The sequence below is a fragment of the Sporosarcina obsidiansis genome (genome assembly GCF_009651005.1).
Taxonomy (GTDB): Bacteria; Bacillota; Bacilli; order Bacillales_A; family Planococcaceae; genus Sporosarcina; species Sporosarcina obsidiansis.
In genome coordinates this window covers 1-23,048 of sequence record NZ_WHVW01000003.1, presented here as the reverse complement: position 1 = coordinate 23,048, position 23,048 = coordinate 1, and the positions used below count along the sequence as shown (strand labels likewise).

Genomic DNA, 23,048 nt, shown 5'->3' with positions numbered 1-23,048 from the left:
GTTTTCAATCACTGCTCCTACTACCCGTACATATTTCTTCATTTTATTCACCTCTGCCAACGTTCCATTTGAGATCCATATACCACCAATTGGAAGCAACAGAGAGGACCTCCACGTTTTAACTATCGCTAAAACAGGAATAGTTATCTAACACCAACAATAGAATTAGAAAAAGAGGTGAGCATATGAATCAAACAGGAAGACCTATGTACTTGAGTTTGTGGATCGTGATCACGTACACCATCATGATTACAGTCAATATCTTAGCAAACACATTACCCATTAACGGACAAACCACAAGCGAAGTATCGGATAAGTACGGTAATTTATTTGCACCTGCAGGATTTACGTTTGCCATTTGGGGCGTCATTTATGTATTGCTGGCTCTCCATGTTCTGTATCAGTTAGGTCTATTCCAAAAGAAGAGAAATTCAATCCTACTAAATCAGGTTGGCATTTATTTTTGCATCTCTTCCATCCTTAACGCACTATGGATCCTTGCATGGCATTATGAAAAATTATTCATATCCGTTCTGATTATGATACTGCTTCTGTTATGTTTAATTAAAATCAACAACATGACCTCTACGGCTTCTCTATCACGTAGAGAATGGCTGTTCATTAAACTTCCATTCAGTGTATACTTCGGCTGGATTACAATTGCCACCATCGCGAATATCACTGCACTTCTTGTCTCAATAAATTGGGATGGATTTGGTTTATCAGAAGTGACATGGACCATCATCATTCTATTCGTCGGAGCTGCAATTGGTATCCTCACCATGCTACAACAACAAAATATCGCTTACGGACTGGTCTTTGTTTGGGCGTACTATGGAATCTATTCGAAGCATGTATCAGAAAGTGGATTTAACGGGGAATACCCTACAATCATTACAACGGTACTCATCTGCCTACTTCTCTTCATACTAACCATTATTCTAATCGCCATTAGAAAACGCCGATCATGAGGCAAAATCAAAAAAACGCAAAGGAAGAGGCGACTAACCTTCTTCCTTTGCATCAAAAGTTTGTAACAAGTTTAAACACATTATCATACAAATACCCCATTTAGGATGCAAAAAACTTACGGTGACGACTTTAACAATCTTTCCAAACGTGGGCGATTAAATCGTTGTACTACGATCAACGGCACATTGAATAATACAGCATAGGCTACATTGAGCCATGCTGCCCATACCGGATTCCAAAAAAAGAACAGAATACTCGGTAGGATCATCAACCAATGCACAAACTCCGCTCGTCTAGACTCCAGCAAAAAATCAGTAAGCGATGCAGAATTCATTCCATGCAACTGCTTCTTATTGTAGCCACTCCGAATGAACAACGTACCATCTGGAATGTACCCCTTCCATTTCTTCACACGGAATAGTCGCTGCCATATGCGTCCCTCTTGTTCCCAGGAAAAACTTTTGAACCAACGCTCATTCCGCACAAACCAATTGATAGGAACTTGTTGTGCCACCACCGATATGGTGATATGAAGAACCATCCAAGCCACAACATCTAGAATTACTACCCATATCAACGGCAACTCAATCAGCGGCATCCCATCAGCCCCTTCATCAGCTCGCTACACATTGATATCGCGCCCTTTCCACTGCACACTGCCTCTTCGTTTTGATAAGTAAAGGGAGTACAGGAAAATGGAGATGAAGACAAATAACAACAACGGATATATCGGAAAGATCCACCATTTAAAACGACCGACACGCCGTGAAGCAATTATTAATTCTGCCATGTATATTGCATAAAGAATGACAAATACCCAAAGCCATAAGAATGAATCTTCCCATGCAGAAACGACAAGCAGACCTGGTACGACAAGACCACCCGACATCCAAAGATATATGAGTCCCATCACCATCGGATGCGTAGCTGCTGAGCCAGTCGCCATGCTTTTCGAATAGCCTTGAATCATATGGGACAACCCTTCCGGATACATTCGCAACCAAGCAATTCCTCGACCACTAAAACAATGGACTGGCAAATCTTGCTCCTGAAAAGCCTTACCAAGGGCCAAATCATCCATGACCGCACCACGGACTGCAGCATGTCCGCCCACCTCTTCATACTGTTCTTTACTGCATAACAAACAAGGTCCGAATGAGCCTCCACTTTTCAAACGGTGGCCGAATACGGTAAATACATTCATGCCTGCCATGACGATAAGTGGAAATAGCAAGGCGATCTGTTCATACCATTTTTCCGCATAGTGATCGGGTTGCAACGATAAAATTCCACAACTATCCATAGATTCAAAAGCTGCAACATAATTTGCTAGGCTATCCAAATCCGTGAAAACGGTATCCGCATCCATGAAGAGTAGTAACTCATTTTCTGCCGCTAGAGCACCTGCCCAGCAAGCTGCGGACTTGCCAACCCAACCTTCTTCCAGTTGTTCATTTGATAACACGGTTGCTCCAAAAGTTTGAACCAACTCTATTGTGCCATCTGTAGAACCATCATCTACTACAATCAATTCATATGACACGTCACGTTGATGAAGGATCGACTCCAATAGAGGCCGTATCCGACGTTCTTCATTTCTGGCAGGGACGATGATCGATACGGAGGAAGATGGTCTACCTGACGCTTGTATTACAGGCACTTTCCAAAACACGAGCACACCACACAGCAGTCCGAAGCAGGCTACCGCCATTCCCATGATCAGCACACTATCCATAGCAAGCTCCTTTCCACCAGCGATACAATCTATTTACAAGTTTGATCGTTCTGCCATGTCTCGTGTCATAATTTTATCGCACACTTGCTGGCCACTCAGTGTCACCATCGGCATACCTCCACCAGGATTGACTGTACCTCCAACAAAATACAGATTGTCAAAACGCTCACTATGCTTTTTATTCTTGAATCCTTTATTCTTCTTTTTATCTGATACCGTTCCATAAATTGAGCCGCGATGCGAACCATATGTACGCTCAATATCATGAGGCGTCCACACATCACGAGTGACGATATTCTCACGTAACCCATCTAGACCCATACGTTCGAGCTTATCGAGAACTGTTTCTTCCAACTTCAAATAATCAGCAGGCGTAAACGGATGATCTTGGATATACGGGATGTGGGGAAGGATCTTCAAGTTTTCATGACCTGGTAACGCTTGAGAGGGATCTGTTTTATTTGTATTGACGAGATAAATCGTTGGATCATCCGGCAATTGTTTCTTCACGAACACTTTATTCATCTGCTTTTTCAGATTCTTGGAAAAAAAGAAGTTATGATGGTTGAGTTGCGGATATTTTTTCTTCACTCCCAAATGAAGCACCAAACCTGAGCTCGATGGTTCAAATTTGCGCTCTAGCTTATCGGTCCATTCGGGTTCCATATCCACCATCTTTTGATAAAACGGGATGACTTCCATATTGGAAATATAATAATCCGCTTCTGCTACACGACCGTCTTCCAGCTCTGCTCCAATAATCAGGTCTCCCACCGTCTTCATTTTTCGGACACCGGTACCTGTATGCAGTTGAACTCCGACTTCCTCTGCTAGTTTCACAAGGCCTTCTGCTAGACGATGCATCCCACCAGGCACATACCAACAACCCTGTGCATATTGCATATAAATCATCATGTTTAAAATGGCTGGAGCATCATAAGGGGAAGATCCAACATATTTAATAAAATAGGAAAGCATATCCCGCAAATGAGGATTGCGTATTCTCTTATCGATTGCTTCGTGCATCGTCGAAAACAAATCAAAGCCTTTTATGGACTTCAGCATACCGTGATGTTTAATCACTTCGCTTGTCGAGTCAAGTCCTTCTCTGAAATAACCAGCTTCCGTCATTTCATACAAGCCTTTCGCGTACAGCAGAAAGTCTTTGTAATCTTTCATATCTCGACGTGATAGTTTCTTATTTTCCTTCTCCATCCGCTCAAGATCCCCATACAAGTCTAGAACGGTGCCATCTGGAAAAAATGAACGCCATTCTCGTTCCAAACGAAGAATCGGCACATAATCTACCATTCGTTTTCCGCTATCTGCAAACAGCTTCTCGAAAATATGGGGCATGGTCAGAATGGAAGGACCCAAGTCGAAACCGAAGCCATCCTGTTCTAAGCGATTCAACTTTCCACCCAAATGCTCATTTTTCTCATATAACGTCACCGCGTAATCACGTTGCGCTAATGAAATAGCGGCCGACAGTCCCCCTAAACCTCCACCGACCACCAATACGCTTTTCTGGTTTTCCAACATAGAAGCCATCCCTCCTTACATGCTAGCCCGGGCAACCAGCTTGGCCATTTCGACTGGCGTTACATAATTCTTTCGATTAAAACAATCATACCCGCTTTTTCGTACACTATTTAAAATCCCTTGGTACACATGCGCAGAAGATAGCACCGCAAAACGACTATCTTTATCAAAGTCCTCTATATGCTGAGTGAAATCAGCATATAAAAACTCTGCTCTGGTAGCGAGATACTCCCACATATTCATAAATCCTTGTGTAATTCTGCCTTCCGCGAGTAAAAGCTCATTATAATGATATCGATCCATTTCCTCTTGCGGCAAATAAATCCGGCCCTTTTCACGATAATCCTCTCCCACATCACGAAGGATATTCGTAATTTGCATTGCAATACCCAAGTTTTCGGCTGCGCTATTCAGGGAGCATTTTTTGTCACTCGCGATGATTGGCAATAGCATCCTTCCAACAGAACCCGCCACATACTTACTATAGGTTTCCAATGCACTGAGGTTAGCTGGTGTCATAAAATGAATATCCATCCGCTGTCCTACCAACTGATCGTAAAACGGCTGCAAATCCATATCAAAGCGATCGAATACATCACGCAATGCACGCCATAAGGGATGATCAATTTCACAATGCTTTCCAAAACGGTTCAGTTCAGCTGTCAACTGATCCAATGCAGCTAGTTGCGCCCCACTCGTTTTGTTTTCATCCACACTGTCATCCGCAATCCGACAAAACGCATAAATTGCGTAGACTGCACGCGCTTTCTCCTTCGGCAAATTTGAAAATGCATAGTAAAAGCTTTTAGAATGACGTTTGATGATTTTTTCACAATAGGCATAATCGGAGGCAATAGTGGATGGTTGACTGATCAGCATATAGATTCTCCTTTCATGTAGCTTGAAACAAAATCCCTTTGTCATCATGCATCAGTTCTTCTGTCGCAATGCGTGCGGAGAGAAGAACAATGGGCACACCTGCTCCTGGATGTGTGCTACTTCCAGTGAAGTATAAATTTTCACAATGCGTTGCTTTGCTTTGAGGGCGCAAATGATTACTTTGGCTAAGAGTTGGCTGCAATCCAAAACACGCGCCATTCTGTGCATTGAACCGTTGCTCAAAATCTTTTGGTGTCATAAAAGTTTCAGAGACGATTTCATTTTCTACATTTTCAAAGCCCTTTACCTTCTTTAATGCCTCCAAGACATAACCACGATAATGTGCGATTGTTTCTTCATCCCAGTCATATTGTGAACATGAACGGTCGGACACTGGAACTAAAATGTACAAACCATCCTTTCCTTCTGGAGCCAATGTAGGGTCTAGCTTAGAGCCGATATAGACATAAAATGATGCTTCATCCAGCTTCTTCCCTGTGAAAATATCATCCAAGTTTTCTTTCAGTTTTTCATTGAAAATGAAATTATGGGCAGTCGGTACTTCGTCGTATTTACGATCCATTCCGAGATACATAAGGAAGCAGGAACAAGAGTATTTCATGTTGTCAATTTTTTTGTCGGTGTACTTTCCTTTAGCTTTTTCTTCTTTGACTAGGTGCTTCATGGCATACGGAAAATCCGCATTGCACATGACATAATCGGATTCAATGAACGAACCATTCACGCGGATCCCTTTCGCTTGCCTATTCTCTATTACAATCTCATCGACAGCTGTTCCATAGTGGACTTTGCCGCCAAGCTCTTTAAATAAACGCTCAAGCGACTGGGCCATCGTATACATACCGCCTTTGATGAACCACACACCATATAGAAATTCGATCATCGGGATCATCGTATAAAGTGAAGGTCCGCTATATGGAGAAACTCCGATGTACAATGTTTGAAAGCTGATCATCTGCTTTAAACGCTCATTTTTAATGTACTTGCTGACAAACTTATCAGCATTGTCGAATGTTTTTAACTTGAGACCTTGACGCAATACGGATGGATTATAAAAATCAGATGGTTTACGGAATGGCTTCTGTAAGAAATGCTCTTTCGCTACGAGGAAACGCTTATAGATTTCCTGTAAATAATCCAGCAACCCACTCGCATCTTCTTCACTCACGCCTTCAAACACTTCAATCAGTTTCGTCAATTCAGAAGAAATTTCATAGTGATCCTGTGGCTTATCGCCGAAATACACGCTGTACATCGGGTCTAAACGCTCCATTGGAATATAATCGTCAGGATCCTTTCCACATAAGTAGAAAATCTCCTTGTACAAATCAGGCATCATGACAATCGTTGGTCCAAGGTCAAACTGGTAGCCATCCTGCTGAATACGATGCATCTTACCTCCTGGAAGAGATTCTTTTTCGTAAAGCTCGACCTCGTATCCCGCATGTTGAAGCCGAATCGCACTAGCTAATCCCGCCACCCCTGCTCCTATGACACTCACTTTCTTTTTCATTTACATACCACCTCTCGCCTCTATTTACGAAACAAACATTATACAAAAACACGAAACTCATCTAATAACAGTGTATTTTTCAATAAAGGTTATACAATGTTTATACACTATTCTATTAATGAACACAAGTAATAGCACAAGGCTATCTATCATTTCATTAAAAAACCTCTGACTTTTATCTTGTCAGAGGTAGTAGTTATTTAATCTATCAGGCTATCTTGTACATGAACAAATTCTATATTCTTGTGGGAAACTTCCTCAAGATACTTTGACAACTTGTCCAACATATGGGCGGGTGCCAAGTCATCTGCCCCTGGATTAGACCCATCATCATGAAGCAAAACAATCGATCCATCATCCCTCACTCGACGAAGACCATCCAACATGCCCTTTTCGCAGCCTTTAACTTTCCAATCCTGAAATACATGAGACCATAGCACAATCTGATAGGATCTCGTTACAAAAAGTGTAGCCGCATTCATAAATCCCCAAGGAGGGCGGTATAACGTCGGGGGTTCTCCTGTAACATCTACAATCGCTCGATGTGTCTCAATCAACTCACGTTTTAGCTGAGAAGGTGTCAGTAACCAACTGGAAGTGTGCTGATCATGATGAATGCCAATTTGATGCCCTTCCTTATGCATGCGTTTGACAACTTCGGGGTACGCTCTCACATTTTCACCAACTACAAAGAATGTTGCTTTGACGCCATGGCGCTTCAGTAAGTCCAACAACTGCACCGTATAGACAGGATGAGGTCCATCATCAAACGTCAACGCAATGCCTTTTCCTGTAGGCAAACGCTTCGTCACTCGATACCCTGCTGTCCGAATCAAAGCAGTGGCACCCATTCCATAAGCCAATGGGAGGACAGCGGCTACTCCCACCAACCATGCTACATTCCGTTTTTTCATTCGACTTCACTTCCTTTCCTGTTATTATAGAATCCGCTTTATCACTACACAATTCAAATGCTACTCGAATGTAGATACGTCCTATTAATTAGATATAAAAGAAGACAATCGAGCCGTTCCTCTTCCGACCTGTTTGTTAGACAACACTCGAAAGCTAATGGTTTCATTTTTAGCTAGCTTTATTACTTCTACTCCACTGACCCCTAAACTTTAATAGAAATTGATACTTTTAAAAATACCAGATTTCCTATATTCTAAACTAATCAATCCCATAATGTTAGGAAGGTTTAGACAATGCAAAAAACACAAAGTTATACAGCGTCACGCATGAAAACGTTTGATTTGATAGTGACTTCTATGCTCGCTTCACTGGTATTTGTTGCGACTCTTTTATTGAATATTAAACTGCCGATTGCTGCTAATGGAGGGTTAATACATCTTGGGACAGCTATGTTATTCATCGTTTCTATCCTATTCGGACCTAAAAAAGGCGCAATAGCCGGGGCTGTGGGGATGGGATTGTTTGATATAGTTGGTGGCTGGGCTTTATGGGCACCTATCACTATTTTAACGCGAGGACTGCAAGGATTTGTTATTGGGAAAATCGCTTGGTCGAATGGCCGCAAAGGAAATAGTTTTAAATTCAACTTGCTGGCCATGATTATTTCTATTCCGGTCACTGTCGCAGGCTATTATATTGGCGAAAGTATCCTCTATCACAGCTGGATCATCCCGCTAGCTTCGATTCCTGGCGATCTTGTACAATGTGCGGTAGGAATTGCAGTTGCAATCCCAGTTTGTGCGATGCTGAAGAAAGTGCCGATGTTTAAATAAAAAAGTGTTCCTGCGCTATCAAGTTTCTAGCGCAGGAACACTTTTCATTTCAATCAACCATTCTCTTGCGATAAATGACGGCTGTTAGTATGCACAGCAATACGACCCATGCCAAAATAATGCCCAACTCCACTAGCACGTCTCCCATACCGCTCCCTGCCTCCACTTTTGTAGCCAGTTCGATCAGCTGAATATTGGGCAAGTACATTCCTACTTTTGCAATTGGATATTGATCCACAATAGTGGGAAGGAACGAGCCAAGTGAAAATACGGTGACTACAGGCATTACGATGACAGATGCTTCCATGACAGATTTCGAAAAGAGACCGAGCAATGTTCCAAAGGCAATATAAAAGAACGAGGATAGAATGAATGCTACTGCCATAATTCCGATATTTGCAGGTTTATACTCTGCAAAATACGCGGTAATCACCACAACAAACATTGTCAGTATAAACGTCAGCAAGCTTTTTCCACCTAGAATTTCAGTTGTGCTTGCTGGTGATAGCATCAAACCACGTAATGTGTTTTTCTCTTTTTCCTCAGCTATTAAGCAACACTGCACATATGTAGCGACCATTGCAAAGGCCAAGTTTATGAGCATAAAATGATACTCTATAGAATGGTCTCCTGCACGTCCGTACATCAATCCTAATCCAATCGGCATGATGAGAACTGTAGAAACCGCCAAGTTCCGTGAGAAGTCCTTAAAGTCTTTTTGTAATATTGCATTCATACGCCTCAATGAAATCATCATGCCAATTTCCTCCCTGTCACTTGCACAAAAATTTCTCCTAAAGTCGGTTCATTTGAATGAATGGTTACCACTTGATTCGTCTTCATATAGTCAAACAAACGATCTGCTCCTTCAGTTCCTACTGGCAAAACTACCTTCTCTTCCGTCACTAGTTCCACTGTAATCGTCGAATCTGAATATTGTTTCTTCAGTCTATCCGGTGTATCCAGCAATTGAATAGAACCTTTATTCAAAAAAGCAATACGATCACATAAGAGTTCCGCTTCCTGCATGTCATGTGTTGTAAGAAAAATAGTAGTGCCTTTTGCTTTGAGTGCACGTAAACCTTCATGAATATGAAGAGAATTTGTCGGATCAAGTGCAGATGTTGGTTCATCTAGAAAGAGTAATTCAGGTTCGTGTATCAATGCTCGCGCCAGTGTTACACGTTGCGCCATTCCTTTAGATAAGGTGGATACTCTTTTCGTCTTTTCTTTCTTTAAATTGACAGCCTCCAGTACTTCATCAATTTTCGAATATGGAACCTCATATAAATCACAATACAATTTCAAATTATCATAAATAGATAGCCTTCCATACAATCCACTATTATCTGTGAGAACACCAAAACGATGACGGAATTCTGACTTCTTCAGCTGAGAAACTGACTCGCCAAAAATTTTTGCTTTACCACTCGTCGGTGTTATTTGACCAGTTAATATTTTAATTGTTGTTGTTTTACCCGACCCACTCGGTCCAAGGAAACCAAAGATCTCTCCCTTTTTCACAAAGAAATCAACACTTTCAATTGCCTTTTGATTTCCAAATACTTTTGCTAACCCCTTCACTTCAATAACATTTTCCATTTCCATCCTCCTGAGTGATTCGTCCTGTATTTCCTCTTCGCACTTTTAGAATAAACGAGAGGAAAATAGACCACATCATATTCCAGATGAAAAGAGGCTAGTAAAGGGTGAATGGAGCAATAGGACCGTTGAATGAATAGCTAAGATAGCCAGACTTTATAACAATCGTTCTGAATGGAGTGGTTCAATAATTAAACTAACACCTATTTTCTTGTTATTCCCCGGGAAATAATACGTATTTCGACAGGTTTAGAGCCCGAGCATCTCTTTTAACTCTACCATTTTAGATTTCGACAAAGGGATTGTCGATTTATCCTTATCATCTAAAACAAGGCTATAGCTATTTCTTGTCCATGTGATAACTTCGCGCACCTTCTGCAAATTCACGATATAGGATCGATGGCAACGGAAGAAACCGAATGGCAGTAAGCGTGCTTCCAATTCATTCAACGTGGACACAGATGGGAAGGACTCTCCTTTTATATGCAAATAAGATTGACCTTCGTTACTTTCAATGTAGTCAATCTCAGGTGGGTCAAATAAGACGATTTTTTCATTAATTTTAGTTGGAATCTTTTCAAAACGGACAGGAAGAACAGATTCTACAATCGGTGTTAGTTCTTCTGCAGATGTAGTATGATCTTCATTACCTTCCTCCATATGAACTGCATGTAGCCCATTTTCATCTAAACGAAAAATCTTGTCCGACATAGTAACAGCACTTTCCATATTTCCCGTTAAAATCAAGACACTTCGATTTTGCTGTTTCAATTGTAGAAGTATCATTAAGAAAATCCTCTTAGATTCCAGGTCTAGGTTCTGATCTGCTTCTTCAAAAATATAAACCTCCGGATCTTGAACAAGTAAGCAAGCCAGTTGAACACGTTTTCTTTCGGAGTAGGATAACTGCTTTATTTTCACCTTCCGCTTTACATCCAATTGGACTGTTTGGATCACATCTTCAATCGACTCGTTAGATGAATAGAGACGTTTTGTAAAATAGAGCATTTCTTCAATGGATAATCGCTCATATAAGCTGTCTTTCAGAAAGAAGAAACCCATTTTATGTTTATTATAGGAAACTGAACTTTCTCCCACTCGAATTTCACCGTTTGAAAGCCTTGTGTTTTCTAAGAGTAATTCAATTACCTGTTCTCGAACATTCACGCTCGAATAGACGGCCACTACACTTCCTAAACCTATCGACAAATCAAAAGAAGGAAAGATAATTGAATCATACATTCGTTTTTCTGCGTTAATAAAGTGAAGCGACATGAAGCTACCCTCTTTCCCTAAAATATCTATAACACTCATGCTCTATAGGTAGTTAAAGCGGAAATAACAACGGGATTGCAATCATCATAACGACGAACATAATAATTTGCAGCGGAATCCCTATTTTTGCGAAATCTTTAAATGAATATCCTCCGGCTGTCATAACCAATGCATTTGTCGGGGAAGCAACAGGTGTGGCAAATGACATGCTAGCACCTACAGCAACGGCAATTAAAAAGGCATATGGATTGACATTCAAACTGATCGCTGCACTCATGGCGATGGGCGCAAATAACACGGCCGTGGCCGTGTTGCTGATAAATTGTCCAAAGACCATAGTTAGCAAGTAAATTCCACCAAGGACACCGATAGCTCCTAACCCGCCTAGCACCTGAATCATCCCCTCTGACAACAACTGCATCCCGCCGGACTTCTCTAACGCAGTTGCCATTGGTAGCATAGCCGCGATCAACACAATACTTTCCCAGTTAATTTGTCCATAGGCATCATCCATGTTGCGGACACAACCCGTTAAGATCATCAAAACAGCAGCAATCAGCACGGATATAACGGCTGGAAATACTTCTGAAATCATCAAGGTCACCATTAGCAGCATAATCGCTCCGGCCACCCATGCTTTACCGTTAGCCGAAGCCATACTTGCATGTTCTTTAGGCTGTCCGACAATGACCACGTCTTTCGTTTCTTTTGCCAATAACTCAATGGAATCCCATGATCCTTGCACGAGCAGTGCATCGCCAAAACGGAGTTGCTGCTTGGACATGTCTTTCAGCAACTGCTTGCCTTGCCGGTTGATACCAATAATATTCAGATTGTACATTTCACGAAATCTGACACTCCGAATATCTTTATTAATCAAGCGAGAATGTGGTGTCATTAACACTTCTGCAATTCCTAATTCTTTCGAAACTAACTTCTCCGCGTCTGATCCCTGTTCTACCAATAGCAATCCGTACTCATTTATCAAATCCTCAACACGTTCAGCTGTACCCTGCAAATATAGAATATCGTTTGCCTCAATGATGCTCGAAGGCCCGGCCATTTCCTGAAACGTCATCGGTAAAAACTTAATTCCTTCTACTGATTTACGTTCAATTTTCAGAATGCATAATTGAAAACGGGCAGGAATCTTTAGCTGAGATAAGCGTTGTCCAACCATTGAAGAGTCCTCTGGTACATTGACTTGAAGCAGTGTCCCACCCAGTTTGTAGTCCTTCGCAAGTTGTTTTGGTGATAACGGATGTGACGCCTCGCCATTTGTTTTCCTCATACCCTTTGGCACAATGCGATGACGCATAAAAAAGAGATAAACAATTCCTACAAACACCCCAATTAATCCAATTGGCGTGATTTGAAAAAAGCCAAGCTTCTCAAAACCGTTATCGACAAGGAGTTGCGACACGATCAAGTTCGGAGGGGATGCGATCAGCGTCAGTAATCCCGAGAAACTAGCGATATACGATAACGGTAATAAATATTTTGAAGGACTGCTACCGATACTGATTGCGATACTCACCACAATCGGCATCATTAACGCAACCGTTCCCGTGTTACTCATGAACGCACCAACAAATGCAACGATGAGCAACAATAAGATAAATAACCGTTTTTCACTATCTCCTGCATAGCGCAGCAGTAAATTCCCTGCCATTTGCGCTAAACCCGTTCGCAAAATACCTGCACCTACTATAAAAAGTCCTGCAATCATAATAACAACTGAGTTTGAAAACCCGACTAGAGCTTCTACTGGCTCTAAAATACCAACCAATACAAAAGCCAACAGCGCCAGCACAGCAACGAGATCTGCTCTCAGCCGATTTGTCATGAATAGCACAATCGTGATACTTAAGATTCCAAATGTCAATAATAATTCCAACTTCTTCAGTATCCCTTCTCCATGTATTTCCTTCATTGTATACTATCTTACGGTGATAGATAGGCAATCCACGCATAATTCGTGGTGAACCAAGCGTAAAGCCTTTTCTTACGTGATCTGCAAGAGAAGCAATAAACGGCTCTAAGTCACTCACCGAACACACAAAACTAGTCGCATACCGCACCATAGCAACTGCCTAGAATGGGAGAGCAAGCTTTCCTCATACAAAACACAAAAGCCGCCCGAAATGTCAGGTGAGAATGACTTTTCGGACAGCAAATTTTAATTTACAATTTAGTTATGAACGACTTCTTTTTCAGTTAATCCTAATGTTTCAGCTGTAGAAGCATGAATTTCCTTAAGAAGTTCAGGATTTTCTATTAGTGACTTCCCGTAAGAAGGGATCATTTCTTTAAGCTTCGGTTCCCATTCACCTACTTGTTCTGGGAAGCATTTTTGCAAGAGATCCAACATAACTGCTACTGCAGTAGAGGCTCCTGGAGAAGCTCCTAGCAACGCAGCAACCGTTCCATCCGCGTCCGTTACTAATTCTGTACCGAACTGAAGTGTACCTTTTCCTTTATCTGTATCTTTAATAACTTGTACACGCTGACCTGCAACCCATAAATCCCAATCTTCGCTCTTTGCATCTGGAATAAATTCACGCAGTTCATTTATGCGTTGCTCTTTCGATTGCATGACCTGCTCAACTAAGTACTTTGTCAATGACATATTCTTTGCACCGCATGCGAGCATAGTCGTCACGTTGTTCGGCTTTACCGAACCGATCAAGTCGAACATAGAGCCTGTTTTCAAGAATTTAGGAGAGAAGCCTGCAAACGGTCCGAATAATAAAGATTTCTCATTATCGATATAGCGTGTGTCTAAATGCGGAACCGACATTGGCGGTGCACCGACTTTCGCTTTTCCGTATACTTTCGCATGATGCTGTGCAACCACTTCTGGATTTTTACAGATCATGAAAATACCACTGATCGGGAACCCACCAATATGCTTGCTTTCCGGAATCCCTGTTTTCTGTAACAATGGAAGACTTCCACCGCCACCGCCGATGAAAACAAATTTAGCCTTATGGTATTCAATCTTACCATCTTGGTTATTTTTTATCTTTAATTCCCATTCACCGTCGCTAGTGCGTTTAATATCTTCTACTTGATGACCGTAGTTGATCTCCACATCTACTTTTTTCATGTGGTCGATCAGCATGCGTGTCAATGCGCCGAAGTTGACGTCTGTTCCTGAATCGATTTTAGTCGCTGCAATCGATTCATTCATCGGACGATCCTTCATGATAAGCGGAATCCACTCTTTTAGTTTTTCCGGATCATCGGAAAACTCCATTCCTTCAAATAACGGATTCGCAGTCATCGCTTCGAACCGTTTTTTTAGATATGCTACATTATCCTCGCCCTGAACCATACTCATATGGGGCAATGGCATAATGAATTCATTTGGGTTTTGAATTAAATTTTTCTCTACTAGATGAGACCAAAACTGCATGGACAGTTGAAACTGCTCATTTACTTTGATTGCTTTGCTAATATCTATAGAACCATCCGCTTTTTCAGAAGTATAGTTCAGTTCGCAAAGCGCTGCGTGTCCTGTTCCTGCATTGTTTAACTCGTGAGAACTTTCTTCTCCTGCCTTATCGAGCTTTTCAAACAAAGTGACTTTCCAATCTGGCGCTAGTTCTTTAAGCATCGTTCCTAGCGTCGCACTCATAATTCCGGCACCTATTAAGATAACATCTGATTTAGTTTGTCTATTACTCATTTTGACCTTCCTTATATGTGAAATTTACAGAAACGTAAATGTTCCTAAATAAGGCGTCACAGCAAACATGGCGCGTCCTAGGAGCACTTTCTTTCTGTCTACGTTTACCTATACATCTACCAACATCTTTTCTATTATACCTTAAATAGTACTAGGATTAAAGAGACTTGTTTATTTATAAGGAATTAGATTGGAAAATGTCGATATTTTGTTGAACCTCATAAAATCCATGTCATAATTTATTGCATACGTTATTTTCGTAAAGGTATATCGATCACTTCATGATATTTTTTTTCATAATGAAGACCTTTGATTAGTATGGCGTCTGGCAGTTGTTCTGTATCGAACAGTAAGACTCGTTCTTTATTTTCCTTGCCACTTTCAGTGGACACATACTCCTGTTTTAACGTCGTTTGCAAAGGAACTTTATAGTCATTAACTTGCACCGCAACACCATCTAACAAGATATTTTCTTCTGTTACAACCGTAATTTCCAATCCCTCCGATGTCACTTCCATTTTTCGTATAATGACTTCTTCACCTTCTAGATCAGCAGACGTTTCTTTTCTTGAATGAAGAAATATGGTTTCATCCACCTGTTTATATCCAACAAACGTGTCTACTGCAATCGCAAGCGAATCAAGATCTTTTGGCAAAGCATCATAATCAATAGTAAATACATTGCCATTGATAGCCGATGTAACACCACCACTTATCTGTTCATATGGCATGCCGTTAGCCAATAACTTCACTCCATAAAATCCTAATGGAATTCGGTCGAAATTATCGACTTTTAGTTTCCCTTTAATTGTCGTTTGACTGGGTGTTGCTGTAATCGAATTAAAGCGAATACTTCCTTGATCTACTTGGACGCTCTTTTTTATCGATTGCTTTAGTTCAGTTCGCATGGCAGCACTCGGATTATATGGAAATGTGACCTCTACCCAATCTTGTGAAGTAGAGTCATGGAATTCCAATGTCAGCTTTTTCGCAAATGGGCTTACTGGCTCGAACGTCCACATTCCTTTTAGCTCGGTTCCTTCCTCATTCGTAGTGGATGTGCCGGAACGCGAAAAAGAATGTGTAAAAAGACCAGTCAATTCCATAAACGAAATGTCTTCTTTCAAGCCTTTTGGATTACTGAGTGTATAGTAAAGTACAAACTGATTTTCATCTGTTAAAATTCCATCAACTGTTAACTCCGATCCATCTGCAAGTAACACTTTTTTATCGATAGTCTGACCGTTGCCTGACTCATTTAACTCTGCAAGCGTAGTAGACATGATTTCTTCAAAACCCAGTAGTTTTTTTCCATAATAAGCGAACGCGTTATATTGGTACGCGACCAATGATAGAACAAGCAATGCAGCCGTCACTGAAACCCAGTGTGGCATACGACTTTTTTTCCGCTTCGGCATTTTTTCCAGTGCTGCACGCAACCGTCCTTCCAATTCTTCCGGCGCTGTAACTTCATCCAAGCGTTTTTTCTCTTCCACCAACTGCCGCTCTAACTCAGTCATTGAATTCACCCCTTGCATGTTCGCGCATTTTTTTCAATCCATTGAAAACCCTCGACTTAGCTGTTCCTATAGAGACCTGAGTCATCTTTGCGATCGTTTCATAATCCAAATCGTGAAAGTACTTTAACTCGATCGCTTCTTTTTGTTGTGCATTGACTCGTAACAGCAACTCTTGTATATCCATACGTTGTTCTGTTTGCTCGAAAGAATTTTGAACAGCGGATGGATCGGAGAAAGCTTCTATTGTCTCCCAACTTTCAATCAGTGTGACCTTGTCTGCCTTGCGTAGCATTTGTTTGCATTGATTCACTAAAATCGTCTTACTCCAACTGTAGAAAGCATCATTTTTTTCAAGTTGCTGTATGTTTCTATATAAACTGACAATCATTTCTTCCATCGCGTCCATCGCATCATGTGAATTCCCCATGTAGTTGAGAGCCAGTCGATAATACGCGTCTTGCTGCTCATTGATTAATTGCAGAAGCGCTTCTTTACTACCCTTTTTCGCTTGTTTCACTAACCGAACGCCCCTCATATCCTCACCTCTCACTTATAAGAGTCATCATATCAGTAAAAAGTTCATTTAACTTTTTGTCTAACTGAAAAACCGTTCAGCCACTAAGGGTGAACGGTTTTAGGTTAACAAATGGGCTGAACTTTATTTCAACAATTCTTCCGAAATCAATTTAAAACCTTCAATGATCGTATCTTCCTCGACCTCTATCAAAATACACCGCTTGCCATCGTAATTGACTTGTTTCACATATTTCAAATCCTGTGGACTGATCGCGATATTAGCTACTTTTGTCTCGATCTTAATCGACTTAGAAGTGTAACTCGGCACGATATGGCTCGCTTTCATTTCATACGTATCGTCATCAACGACTGTCTCAAACGCATTTTTCACTTGTTCTGCATCCACATAATCTACACCGCTCATCTTTAGCACACGCTCTACCTGCATCTTATCTAACGCAGGCGGCTCTTCTGGTTCTTCCTCTTCTTCATCCACCTCCGTCAAGCGATGCACGGCCTCGTATACATTGGCAAGCGTTTGTGAATCGACTTCCTCCCCTACCACCTGTTTAATAATTTCTTCGAATACGGCTTTATCATCTGCTGCCGTCATGACCTCTTCCCCATTCAGCACATTCTCGATAAAACGATAATCTGGTTTGTTTGCTTTGCCTGCCGCATACAGAATATGATTAACGTCGGCTGCATTGTCCGTGAAACATGGAAATAAAAATCCGCCAATTGGGGACGCCAGATTAATAATCGGATCCACCATCGTATTTGATTTGAATTCTCTCTCAATGAAATCAAATACAATCGATCGCTTAGGTAAATCTGTCTGATTCATGCTACAAAGGATGAAAGGGGTTGTAAATACTTCATCCCGAGCATCTATTTCTGTCTCCTCACTGTTCCGCTTTGTCTTCTTGAAATAATTTCCTCGAATGAAAGTGACTACTAGATCTTTTTCATATTGAACATCTTTCACCATTTTCAGCGCAAGATGCTGCATTTCATCTTTCCACGCATCCGCTTCTTCTGCTTGAAGACCATCATATAATAGTTGCTGCGCGTGGTCCGTTTGCTCTTCCGTTTGCCGTTCAAACTTCACTTCAAACAGCTTCATTCCTAATTTTCCACCCAATACTTTTTTAAAATTCGTTAAGAATAGCTCTTGCTGTTCCCGATCTAGCAGAGCAAATGCTTGGCTCTCCTCATGATAAATCTCACTGCTCTCCTGCCGAATATAAACGTTGTAAATATCTGTGATTGTTAATAGATCGGAATCTAATTTAAAACGTTTGCGAATATCTGCAATATCATTTTTGTTCATCTATTATTCCAACTCCCCAGCTAATAAAATTACACGTTTCTATTATAACAATATTTCTGTTGAACATTTTCCATTGTATTTACTCTGCTCTACAACTGACCAAAATGACAGAAGAAAATGCAGAAGTGGAGGTCTTCTGCTGAATACAGATATATGTATGTTCACCACTTTATAAGGGATGTATGAAAATATTCATCTTTTTTATACATACATGTTGGGATTGAGGGTATGTAATGAAGTAGGTCATTATAATTTAGACGAGGAGAAGTGATAGTATGACAGAAAAACTATTTACATCAACAGCAACTGCCAAAGGTGGACGAGAAGGTCATGTACAATCTTCAGATGGCGTTGTTGAATTCGATACCGCCATGCCTGGAAGTCCTAGAGCAAAAGAATTAGCTAACTCCACTAACCCTGAACAATTATTCGCAGCTGGATATGCAGCGTGTTTCGATGGTGCATTACAATTAGTAGCAAGTAAGGAACACGTCAAGTTCTCTTCAGAAGTCACAGCGAATGTGAGCCTATGTAAAGATGAGACAGACAATGGTTTTAAACTAGCCGTAAAACTACAAGTAAAAGGAACGGATATTGAGAAGGACAAGTTAGAAGACTTAGTAGAAAAAGCACATCAATTCTGTCCCTATTCAAAAGCAACAAGAGGCAATATCGAAGTGACTTTGGAAGTGCTATAAGTTACTCTCATTTTGAAATTGGACTGTAGACAATTATCTACAGTCTTTTTCATTTTCAAGGCGTAGATGATCTGATGTGTCATACCGACCACATTTTCCATTCTGTGCAAAAAAGCTAACTATCCTCTTACTGGATAATTAGCTCTTCTACAATTCTATATTAGTATGGATTGGTTGCAATGAATCCTGCTGTTTTCACATAAATTCTTGGATTTAATTTTAATTGATTGACGATTACTTCTGCAATATCTTCAGCTTGTATCAGCTTCGAATCATCATTTTCTTTAATTAAGCTTAACTCCAGTGCTAAATCCGTTGCTACCGTACTAGGGGTTAACGTAGACACCCGAATATTGTTTCGACGAACTTCTTGTGCTAGTGATTCCGTAAATCCAATCACACCAAATTTAGATGCACTATATGCACTAGACGTGGCAGCCCCGTTTAATCCATTCGTCGATGAAATCGTAATGATATCTCCGCCATTTTTTTCGATTAATTGAGGTAATACGGCATGCGTAACATAATACGTACCCATTAAGTTGACATCCAGTATATGCTTCCATTCCTCTGGCTCCATATCTAGCACCGTACCAAATGTGGCAATCCCTGCATTGTTAATCAAAATATCTGCAGCACCTAAGTCTTTCGTTAATGAAGCAATCGCTACATCTACTTGCTCTTTTATAGACACGTCAGCTGCAGCATACGCCACGTTGACACCTAACTCTTTAATTTCAGCAGCCACTTCTTGTAACGTAGACTCCGTTCTTGCAAGCAATCCTACAGCTACACCCTCTTTTGCTAATGCAATCGCAGTTGCCTTTCCAATTCCTCTTGCTGCACCAGTAATAAATGCTACTTTTCCATTTAAGGATTGTGCCATGTGCTCATCTCCTTTTCATTCTGTATCGACCTCATTATACTGCTTATCATATTAGTATTGGTATAGATTCGACTTTAACTCTTCACTTTATGATTTCAATAAAATGCTTCAAAATCCTAGCGGTCAATCCCCAAACCGTATACTTTCCATAGTCAAAAAACCATTCTTCCATTGAATTAGCTCTCCATTGATATTGATCGCCATTCATTATTTTTTCAAAGGGAAAACTGGACGAAGGCGTTGACTGAACAGACACTAAATGCATATAAGGTTCATGATCCAGCAACCATTTTACAGGGATTGTGAATACTTCATCCACTTCATCTTTGTTAAAACTATGAATAATCTCATGATAATCAATAGCTGCGACAAACGGATAGACAACGAATGAAGGGGAGGCAATATAAGGACTTAACTCACCTATTATTGTAACCGTTTTGGGATCGATGCCTAGCTCTTCTTGCGTTTCCCGTAAAGCGGCATCCATAGGAGACGCATCCGATGCATCTATGCGACCGCCTGGAAAACTAATATCCCCCGGCTGTTTTCTCATCGTTAAGGAACGCACTTCGAACAGGACATGCCATTCCCCATCAGATTCGACTAAAGGGATTAATACTGCTGAGCGAAAAGCCGTTTTCTCTCCAATAAATAGGGATTTGTTTTCATTTAACTGGGTCTTTACTTGATCTAGATTCATGAAACTTCCTCACCTCAACATTTTATATCTATCGTATCATTAGAAGATTGCGGATTAAAGAAATCTTATTACATATACCCAAAACATTCACCAAGTAGCCAGGATGACATAGTCTATATAGATGAGACTAAGCAACAATAGGGGGATTGGAATAATGAACTTTGCAGCTTTTAGCGGAACTGTCATGACGATTGATGATTTTTCGATTGGGCAAAATAATGAAATGGGGTGTTACAAAATAATGTCCGTGGATAACGGATACGGCAATGTTGTCAATTTCGTAGTAGAACCGACCACGTACTTTGTGGATCATGTAATGGTGAGCGTGGGTGATCGAGTAACCGGATTCTATGACGCAGATGCGCCTACCCCCCTAATCTACCCGCCACAATTCAGAGCACTTGTCATGAGCATGGATTCGCCTTATCAAAACGTAACAGTAGACTACTTTAATAGACAATTAGAGAATAGCGATGGAACGCTAAAGCTTAATTTGTCTCCTTATACCCAAATTACCTTGCAAAACGGGCAAGCTTTCACTGGGAATGTTGCAGGACGAAATCTAATTGTTGTCTACGGTGCTACCACAAGAAGCATCCCTGCCCAAACTACACCTACTAAAATCATTGTCCTCTGTTCTTAACGGAACCTGGAAAAGATCATAAAAAGAAGATCCTTCAAAGTTAGAATCAAAATCTCACTTTGAAGGATTATATGAAGTTTCATTGGATGTATCTTTTTTAATTATAGTTGATAAAACGAGCGTGTCGTTTCATAAACCCTCTGATAGACTTCTTCTACATCTATGCGCTTTATTTGTGAGATCATTTGAATGCTTTGGTGAAGCATAGATGGATGCGTCATCTTCTCAGAAAAAGGTCCTTCAAATGGCCATGGCCCGTCCGTTTCAACCAGCAATTGTGATAGCGGCGTTTGTTTGGCAATGTGTTGTATTTTTTGCTTATAAACAATATCAGGTGTCACGGAAATAACATAGCCATTTGCTAGTATACGTTCAAGGATTCTATCATTCCCTTTGAACCAATGAAAATGTGCAGCAGGAATCGAATAGGTTTCCAATAGATCACAAACCGACTCAGCGTCATTATAAACAGCATGTAGTACGACCGGCAGCTTGGTTTGTGCAGCTTTTCTAATGAATTGCTCAAGTACCTCTAAATATGGCGCTACCTCCAAATCAGGTTGTTCTTGTCGCAAATAGTAAGGCAAGCCAACTTCCCCGATTGCAGTCAGCTGACGATTGTTTTCAGTGATCAGATACAATATTGCCTGCAATTCATCCTCACTCGGTAAAGTCTGCTCTGGATGATACCCGATCGCCGGCTTGATCCGGCTGTCCAGACGGGCAAGTTCCAACTGGCGGTGAGAAGATGCTAAATCATTTGGAACAGCTATTAGCGCATCCACACCAATTTCTTCTAACTCTCTCAGGATAACGTTTTGTTCCTCTTCCTTGTACATATCTAAATGAATATGCGCATCTATCAGACGTCTGTTCATACATATCCCTTCTTTCCCATAACTACAGTATACAAAAAAGCCGCTCCTTCGCAGGAACGGTTAAAATTACTTATTTTTTGACTACAGGAGCAGGATAGTCAAAGCCTTTCGTATTCACTTCAACCTTCTTCATTTGCTGATCTTCTAACGGCTTATTTGTTGCCTGGTCTCGTTCAGCAGCAACAATAGCATCCACCGTTTCCATACCTTCAATTACTTTACCGAACGCAGCATAGTCCCCATCAAGTTGCGACGTTTCTTCTACCATAATGAAAAATTGCGATCCTGCAGAATTGGGATCACCCGTCCGCGCCATAGAAACTACACCACGTTCATGCTTCAAATTATTCTCAAAGCCATTGCTAGTAAACTCACCCTCAATTGAATGTCCAGGTCCACCTGATCCATTTCCTGAAGGGTCCCCTCCTTGAATCATAAAGCCTGGGACGACGCGGTGAAAGATGAGACCATCATAATAACCTTCTTCTACTAAGGATATAAAATTCGCTACCGTATTCGGAGCGACTGAAGGTTCTAGTTCCATAACGATTTTTTCGTCATTATTCATTGTGATCGTTACAATTGGGTTTTCTTTTACATCTGTGGAGTAATCCGATTTGTCATTTGCTGGCTTCTCGTTTGATGGTTCATCTTTTTTTGCGGTTCCACAACCTGCTACCATAACAGATAGTACCATTAGGCTGAAGAGAAGATACCATACTCTATTTCGTGCAAACATATTTATTCAACTCCCTAATATAATTAGCTTATTGATTATATAACTATAAGACCGTTTAGTGAAGGCTGCTGACCACTTCTTTTTTGAGATTACCATTATAGGAGAGTAGGTAACACGCGTAACCAAATCGAATTGTCTATTTCTTGCTCTATAATAA

22 protein-coding genes are annotated in these 23,048 nt (G+C 40.8%); 4 read left to right on the top strand and 18 right to left on the bottom strand.

Annotation, left to right across the window (positions count from 1 at the left end; all coding sequences use genetic code 11):
- Positions 1 to 185 precede the first annotated feature (185 nt).
- Positions 186 to 971: a tryptophan-rich sensory protein gene (locus tag GD002_RS03640; protein ID WP_153730984.1), complete on the top strand. Its 786-nt coding sequence runs from the start codon at positions 186 to 188 to the stop codon at positions 969 to 971.
- A gap of 116 nt (positions 972 to 1,087) precedes the next feature.
- Here GD002_RS03640 and GD002_RS03635 read toward each other — a convergent pair whose 3' ends face one another.
- From GD002_RS03635 to GD002_RS03610, 6 genes are all read right to left on the bottom strand, one after another.
- On the bottom strand, positions 1,088 to 1,570 hold the full coding sequence (locus tag GD002_RS03635) for a glycosyl-4,4'-diaponeurosporenoate acyltransferase CrtO family protein (protein ID WP_153730983.1): 483 nt from the start codon (positions 1,568 to 1,570) through the stop codon (positions 1,088 to 1,090).
- 24 nt (positions 1,571 to 1,594) lie between these two features.
- Positions 1,595 to 2,707, bottom strand: coding sequence for a glycosyltransferase (locus GD002_RS03630; protein WP_153730982.1), 1,113 nt, complete (start codon positions 2,705 to 2,707; stop codon positions 1,595 to 1,597).
- Between the two features lie 33 nt (positions 2,708 to 2,740).
- Complete coding sequence (locus tag GD002_RS03625; RefSeq protein ID WP_153730981.1) at positions 2,741 to 4,249, bottom strand: phytoene desaturase family protein; 1,509 nt, start codon at positions 4,247 to 4,249, stop codon at positions 2,741 to 2,743.
- 15 nt (positions 4,250 to 4,264) lie between these two features.
- On the bottom strand, positions 4,265 to 5,128 hold the full coding sequence (locus GD002_RS03620; protein ID WP_153730980.1) for a phytoene/squalene synthase family protein: 864 nt from the start codon (positions 5,126 to 5,128) through the stop codon (positions 4,265 to 4,267).
- Positions 5,129 to 5,141: 13 nt separating this feature from the next.
- On the bottom strand, positions 5,142 to 6,662 hold the full coding sequence (locus GD002_RS03615; protein WP_153730979.1) for a phytoene desaturase family protein: 1,521 nt from the start codon (positions 6,660 to 6,662) through the stop codon (positions 5,142 to 5,144).
- 200 nt (positions 6,663 to 6,862) lie between these two features.
- Positions 6,863 to 7,576 (bottom strand): polysaccharide deacetylase family protein, encoded by a 714-nt coding sequence (locus GD002_RS03610; RefSeq protein ID WP_153730978.1) that lies wholly within the window; start codon positions 7,574 to 7,576, stop codon positions 6,863 to 6,865.
- A 294-nt stretch (positions 7,577 to 7,870) separates the two neighbouring features.
- On the opposite strand from GD002_RS03610, the gene GD002_RS03605 reads away from it, so the two are divergent.
- Positions 7,871 to 8,410 (top strand): ECF transporter S component, encoded by a 540-nt coding sequence (locus GD002_RS03605; RefSeq protein ID WP_153730977.1) that lies wholly within the window; start codon positions 7,871 to 7,873, stop codon positions 8,408 to 8,410.
- Between the two features lie 49 nt (positions 8,411 to 8,459).
- Here the strand turns inward: GD002_RS03605 and GD002_RS03600 are convergent, their stop codons facing one another.
- The 8 genes from GD002_RS03600 to GD002_RS03565 all read right to left on the bottom strand — a co-directional run bounded on the left by GD002_RS03600 (position 8,460) and on the right by GD002_RS03565 (position 18,347).
- A complete protein-coding gene (locus tag GD002_RS03600) occupies positions 8,460 to 9,167 on the bottom strand; it encodes an ABC transporter permease (protein WP_153730976.1) in 708 nt (235 codons plus the stop codon).
- The gene (locus GD002_RS03595; protein ID WP_153730975.1) at positions 9,164 to 10,012 is read right to left on the bottom strand and encodes an ABC transporter ATP-binding protein; all 849 of its coding nucleotides are present in this window, start codon (positions 10,010 to 10,012) and stop codon (positions 9,164 to 9,166) included. The genes GD002_RS03600 and GD002_RS03595 overlap by 4 nt, the downstream gene beginning before the upstream one ends.
- Positions 10,013 to 10,261: 249 nt before the next feature.
- Positions 10,262 to 11,287 carry a LytTR family transcriptional regulator DNA-binding domain-containing protein gene (locus GD002_RS03590; RefSeq protein ID WP_153730974.1) on the bottom strand — a complete coding sequence of 342 codons (1,026 nt, stop codon included), beginning with the start codon at positions 11,285 to 11,287 and terminating at the stop codon, positions 10,262 to 10,264.
- 52 nt (positions 11,288 to 11,339) lie between these two features.
- Positions 11,340 to 13,220, bottom strand: a complete 1,881-nt coding sequence (locus tag GD002_RS03585; RefSeq protein ID WP_194841463.1) for an SLC13 family permease — start codon at positions 13,218 to 13,220, stop codon at positions 11,340 to 11,342.
- Positions 13,221 to 13,478: 258 nt separating this feature from the next.
- Complete coding sequence (locus GD002_RS03580) at positions 13,479 to 14,978, bottom strand: malate:quinone oxidoreductase (RefSeq protein WP_153730973.1); 1,500 nt, start codon at positions 14,976 to 14,978, stop codon at positions 13,479 to 13,481.
- Between the two features lie 251 nt (positions 14,979 to 15,229).
- Positions 15,230 to 16,498, bottom strand: coding sequence for a DUF4179 domain-containing protein (locus GD002_RS03575; protein ID WP_153730972.1), 1,269 nt, complete (start codon positions 16,496 to 16,498; stop codon positions 15,230 to 15,232).
- Entirely contained in the window at positions 16,491 to 17,033 is a 543-nt protein-coding gene (locus tag GD002_RS03570) for an RNA polymerase sigma factor (protein WP_153730971.1), read from the bottom strand. The genes GD002_RS03575 and GD002_RS03570 overlap by 8 nt, the downstream gene beginning before the upstream one ends.
- A gap of 123 nt (positions 17,034 to 17,156) precedes the next feature.
- Complete coding sequence (locus tag GD002_RS03565; protein ID WP_153730970.1) at positions 17,157 to 18,347, bottom strand: DUF4317 domain-containing protein; 1,191 nt, start codon at positions 18,345 to 18,347, stop codon at positions 17,157 to 17,159.
- A gap of 275 nt (positions 18,348 to 18,622) precedes the next feature.
- On the opposite strand from GD002_RS03565, the gene GD002_RS03560 reads away from it, so the two are divergent.
- Positions 18,623 to 19,045, top strand: coding sequence for an organic hydroperoxide resistance protein (locus tag GD002_RS03560; protein WP_153730969.1), 423 nt, complete (start codon positions 18,623 to 18,625; stop codon positions 19,043 to 19,045).
- Between the two features lie 160 nt (positions 19,046 to 19,205).
- On the opposite strand, the gene GD002_RS03555 is transcribed toward GD002_RS03560, so the two are convergent.
- The gene (locus GD002_RS03555) at positions 19,206 to 19,931 is read right to left on the bottom strand and encodes a 3-ketoacyl-ACP reductase (protein WP_153730968.1); all 726 of its coding nucleotides are present in this window, start codon (positions 19,929 to 19,931) and stop codon (positions 19,206 to 19,208) included.
- Between the two features lie 82 nt (positions 19,932 to 20,013).
- Positions 20,014 to 20,631, bottom strand: coding sequence for an NUDIX hydrolase (locus GD002_RS03550; protein WP_153730967.1), 618 nt, complete (start codon positions 20,629 to 20,631; stop codon positions 20,014 to 20,016).
- A gap of 154 nt (positions 20,632 to 20,785) precedes the next feature.
- Here GD002_RS03550 and GD002_RS03545 point away from each other — a divergent pair, with 154 nt between their 5' ends.
- Complete coding sequence (locus tag GD002_RS03545) at positions 20,786 to 21,274, top strand: hypothetical protein (protein WP_408020074.1); 489 nt, start codon at positions 20,786 to 20,788, stop codon at positions 21,272 to 21,274.
- Positions 21,275 to 21,375: 101 nt separating this feature from the next.
- On the opposite strand, the gene GD002_RS03540 is transcribed toward GD002_RS03545, so the two are convergent.
- Together GD002_RS03540 and GD002_RS03535 are read right to left on the bottom strand one after the other, a co-directional pair.
- Positions 21,376 to 22,152: a TatD family hydrolase gene (locus GD002_RS03540; RefSeq protein ID WP_153730966.1), complete on the bottom strand. Its 777-nt coding sequence runs from the start codon at positions 22,150 to 22,152 to the stop codon at positions 21,376 to 21,378.
- 70 nt (positions 22,153 to 22,222) lie between these two features.
- Complete coding sequence (locus GD002_RS03535; RefSeq protein ID WP_153730965.1) at positions 22,223 to 22,891, bottom strand: peptidylprolyl isomerase; 669 nt, start codon at positions 22,889 to 22,891, stop codon at positions 22,223 to 22,225.
- Positions 22,892 to 23,048 lie beyond the last annotated feature (157 nt).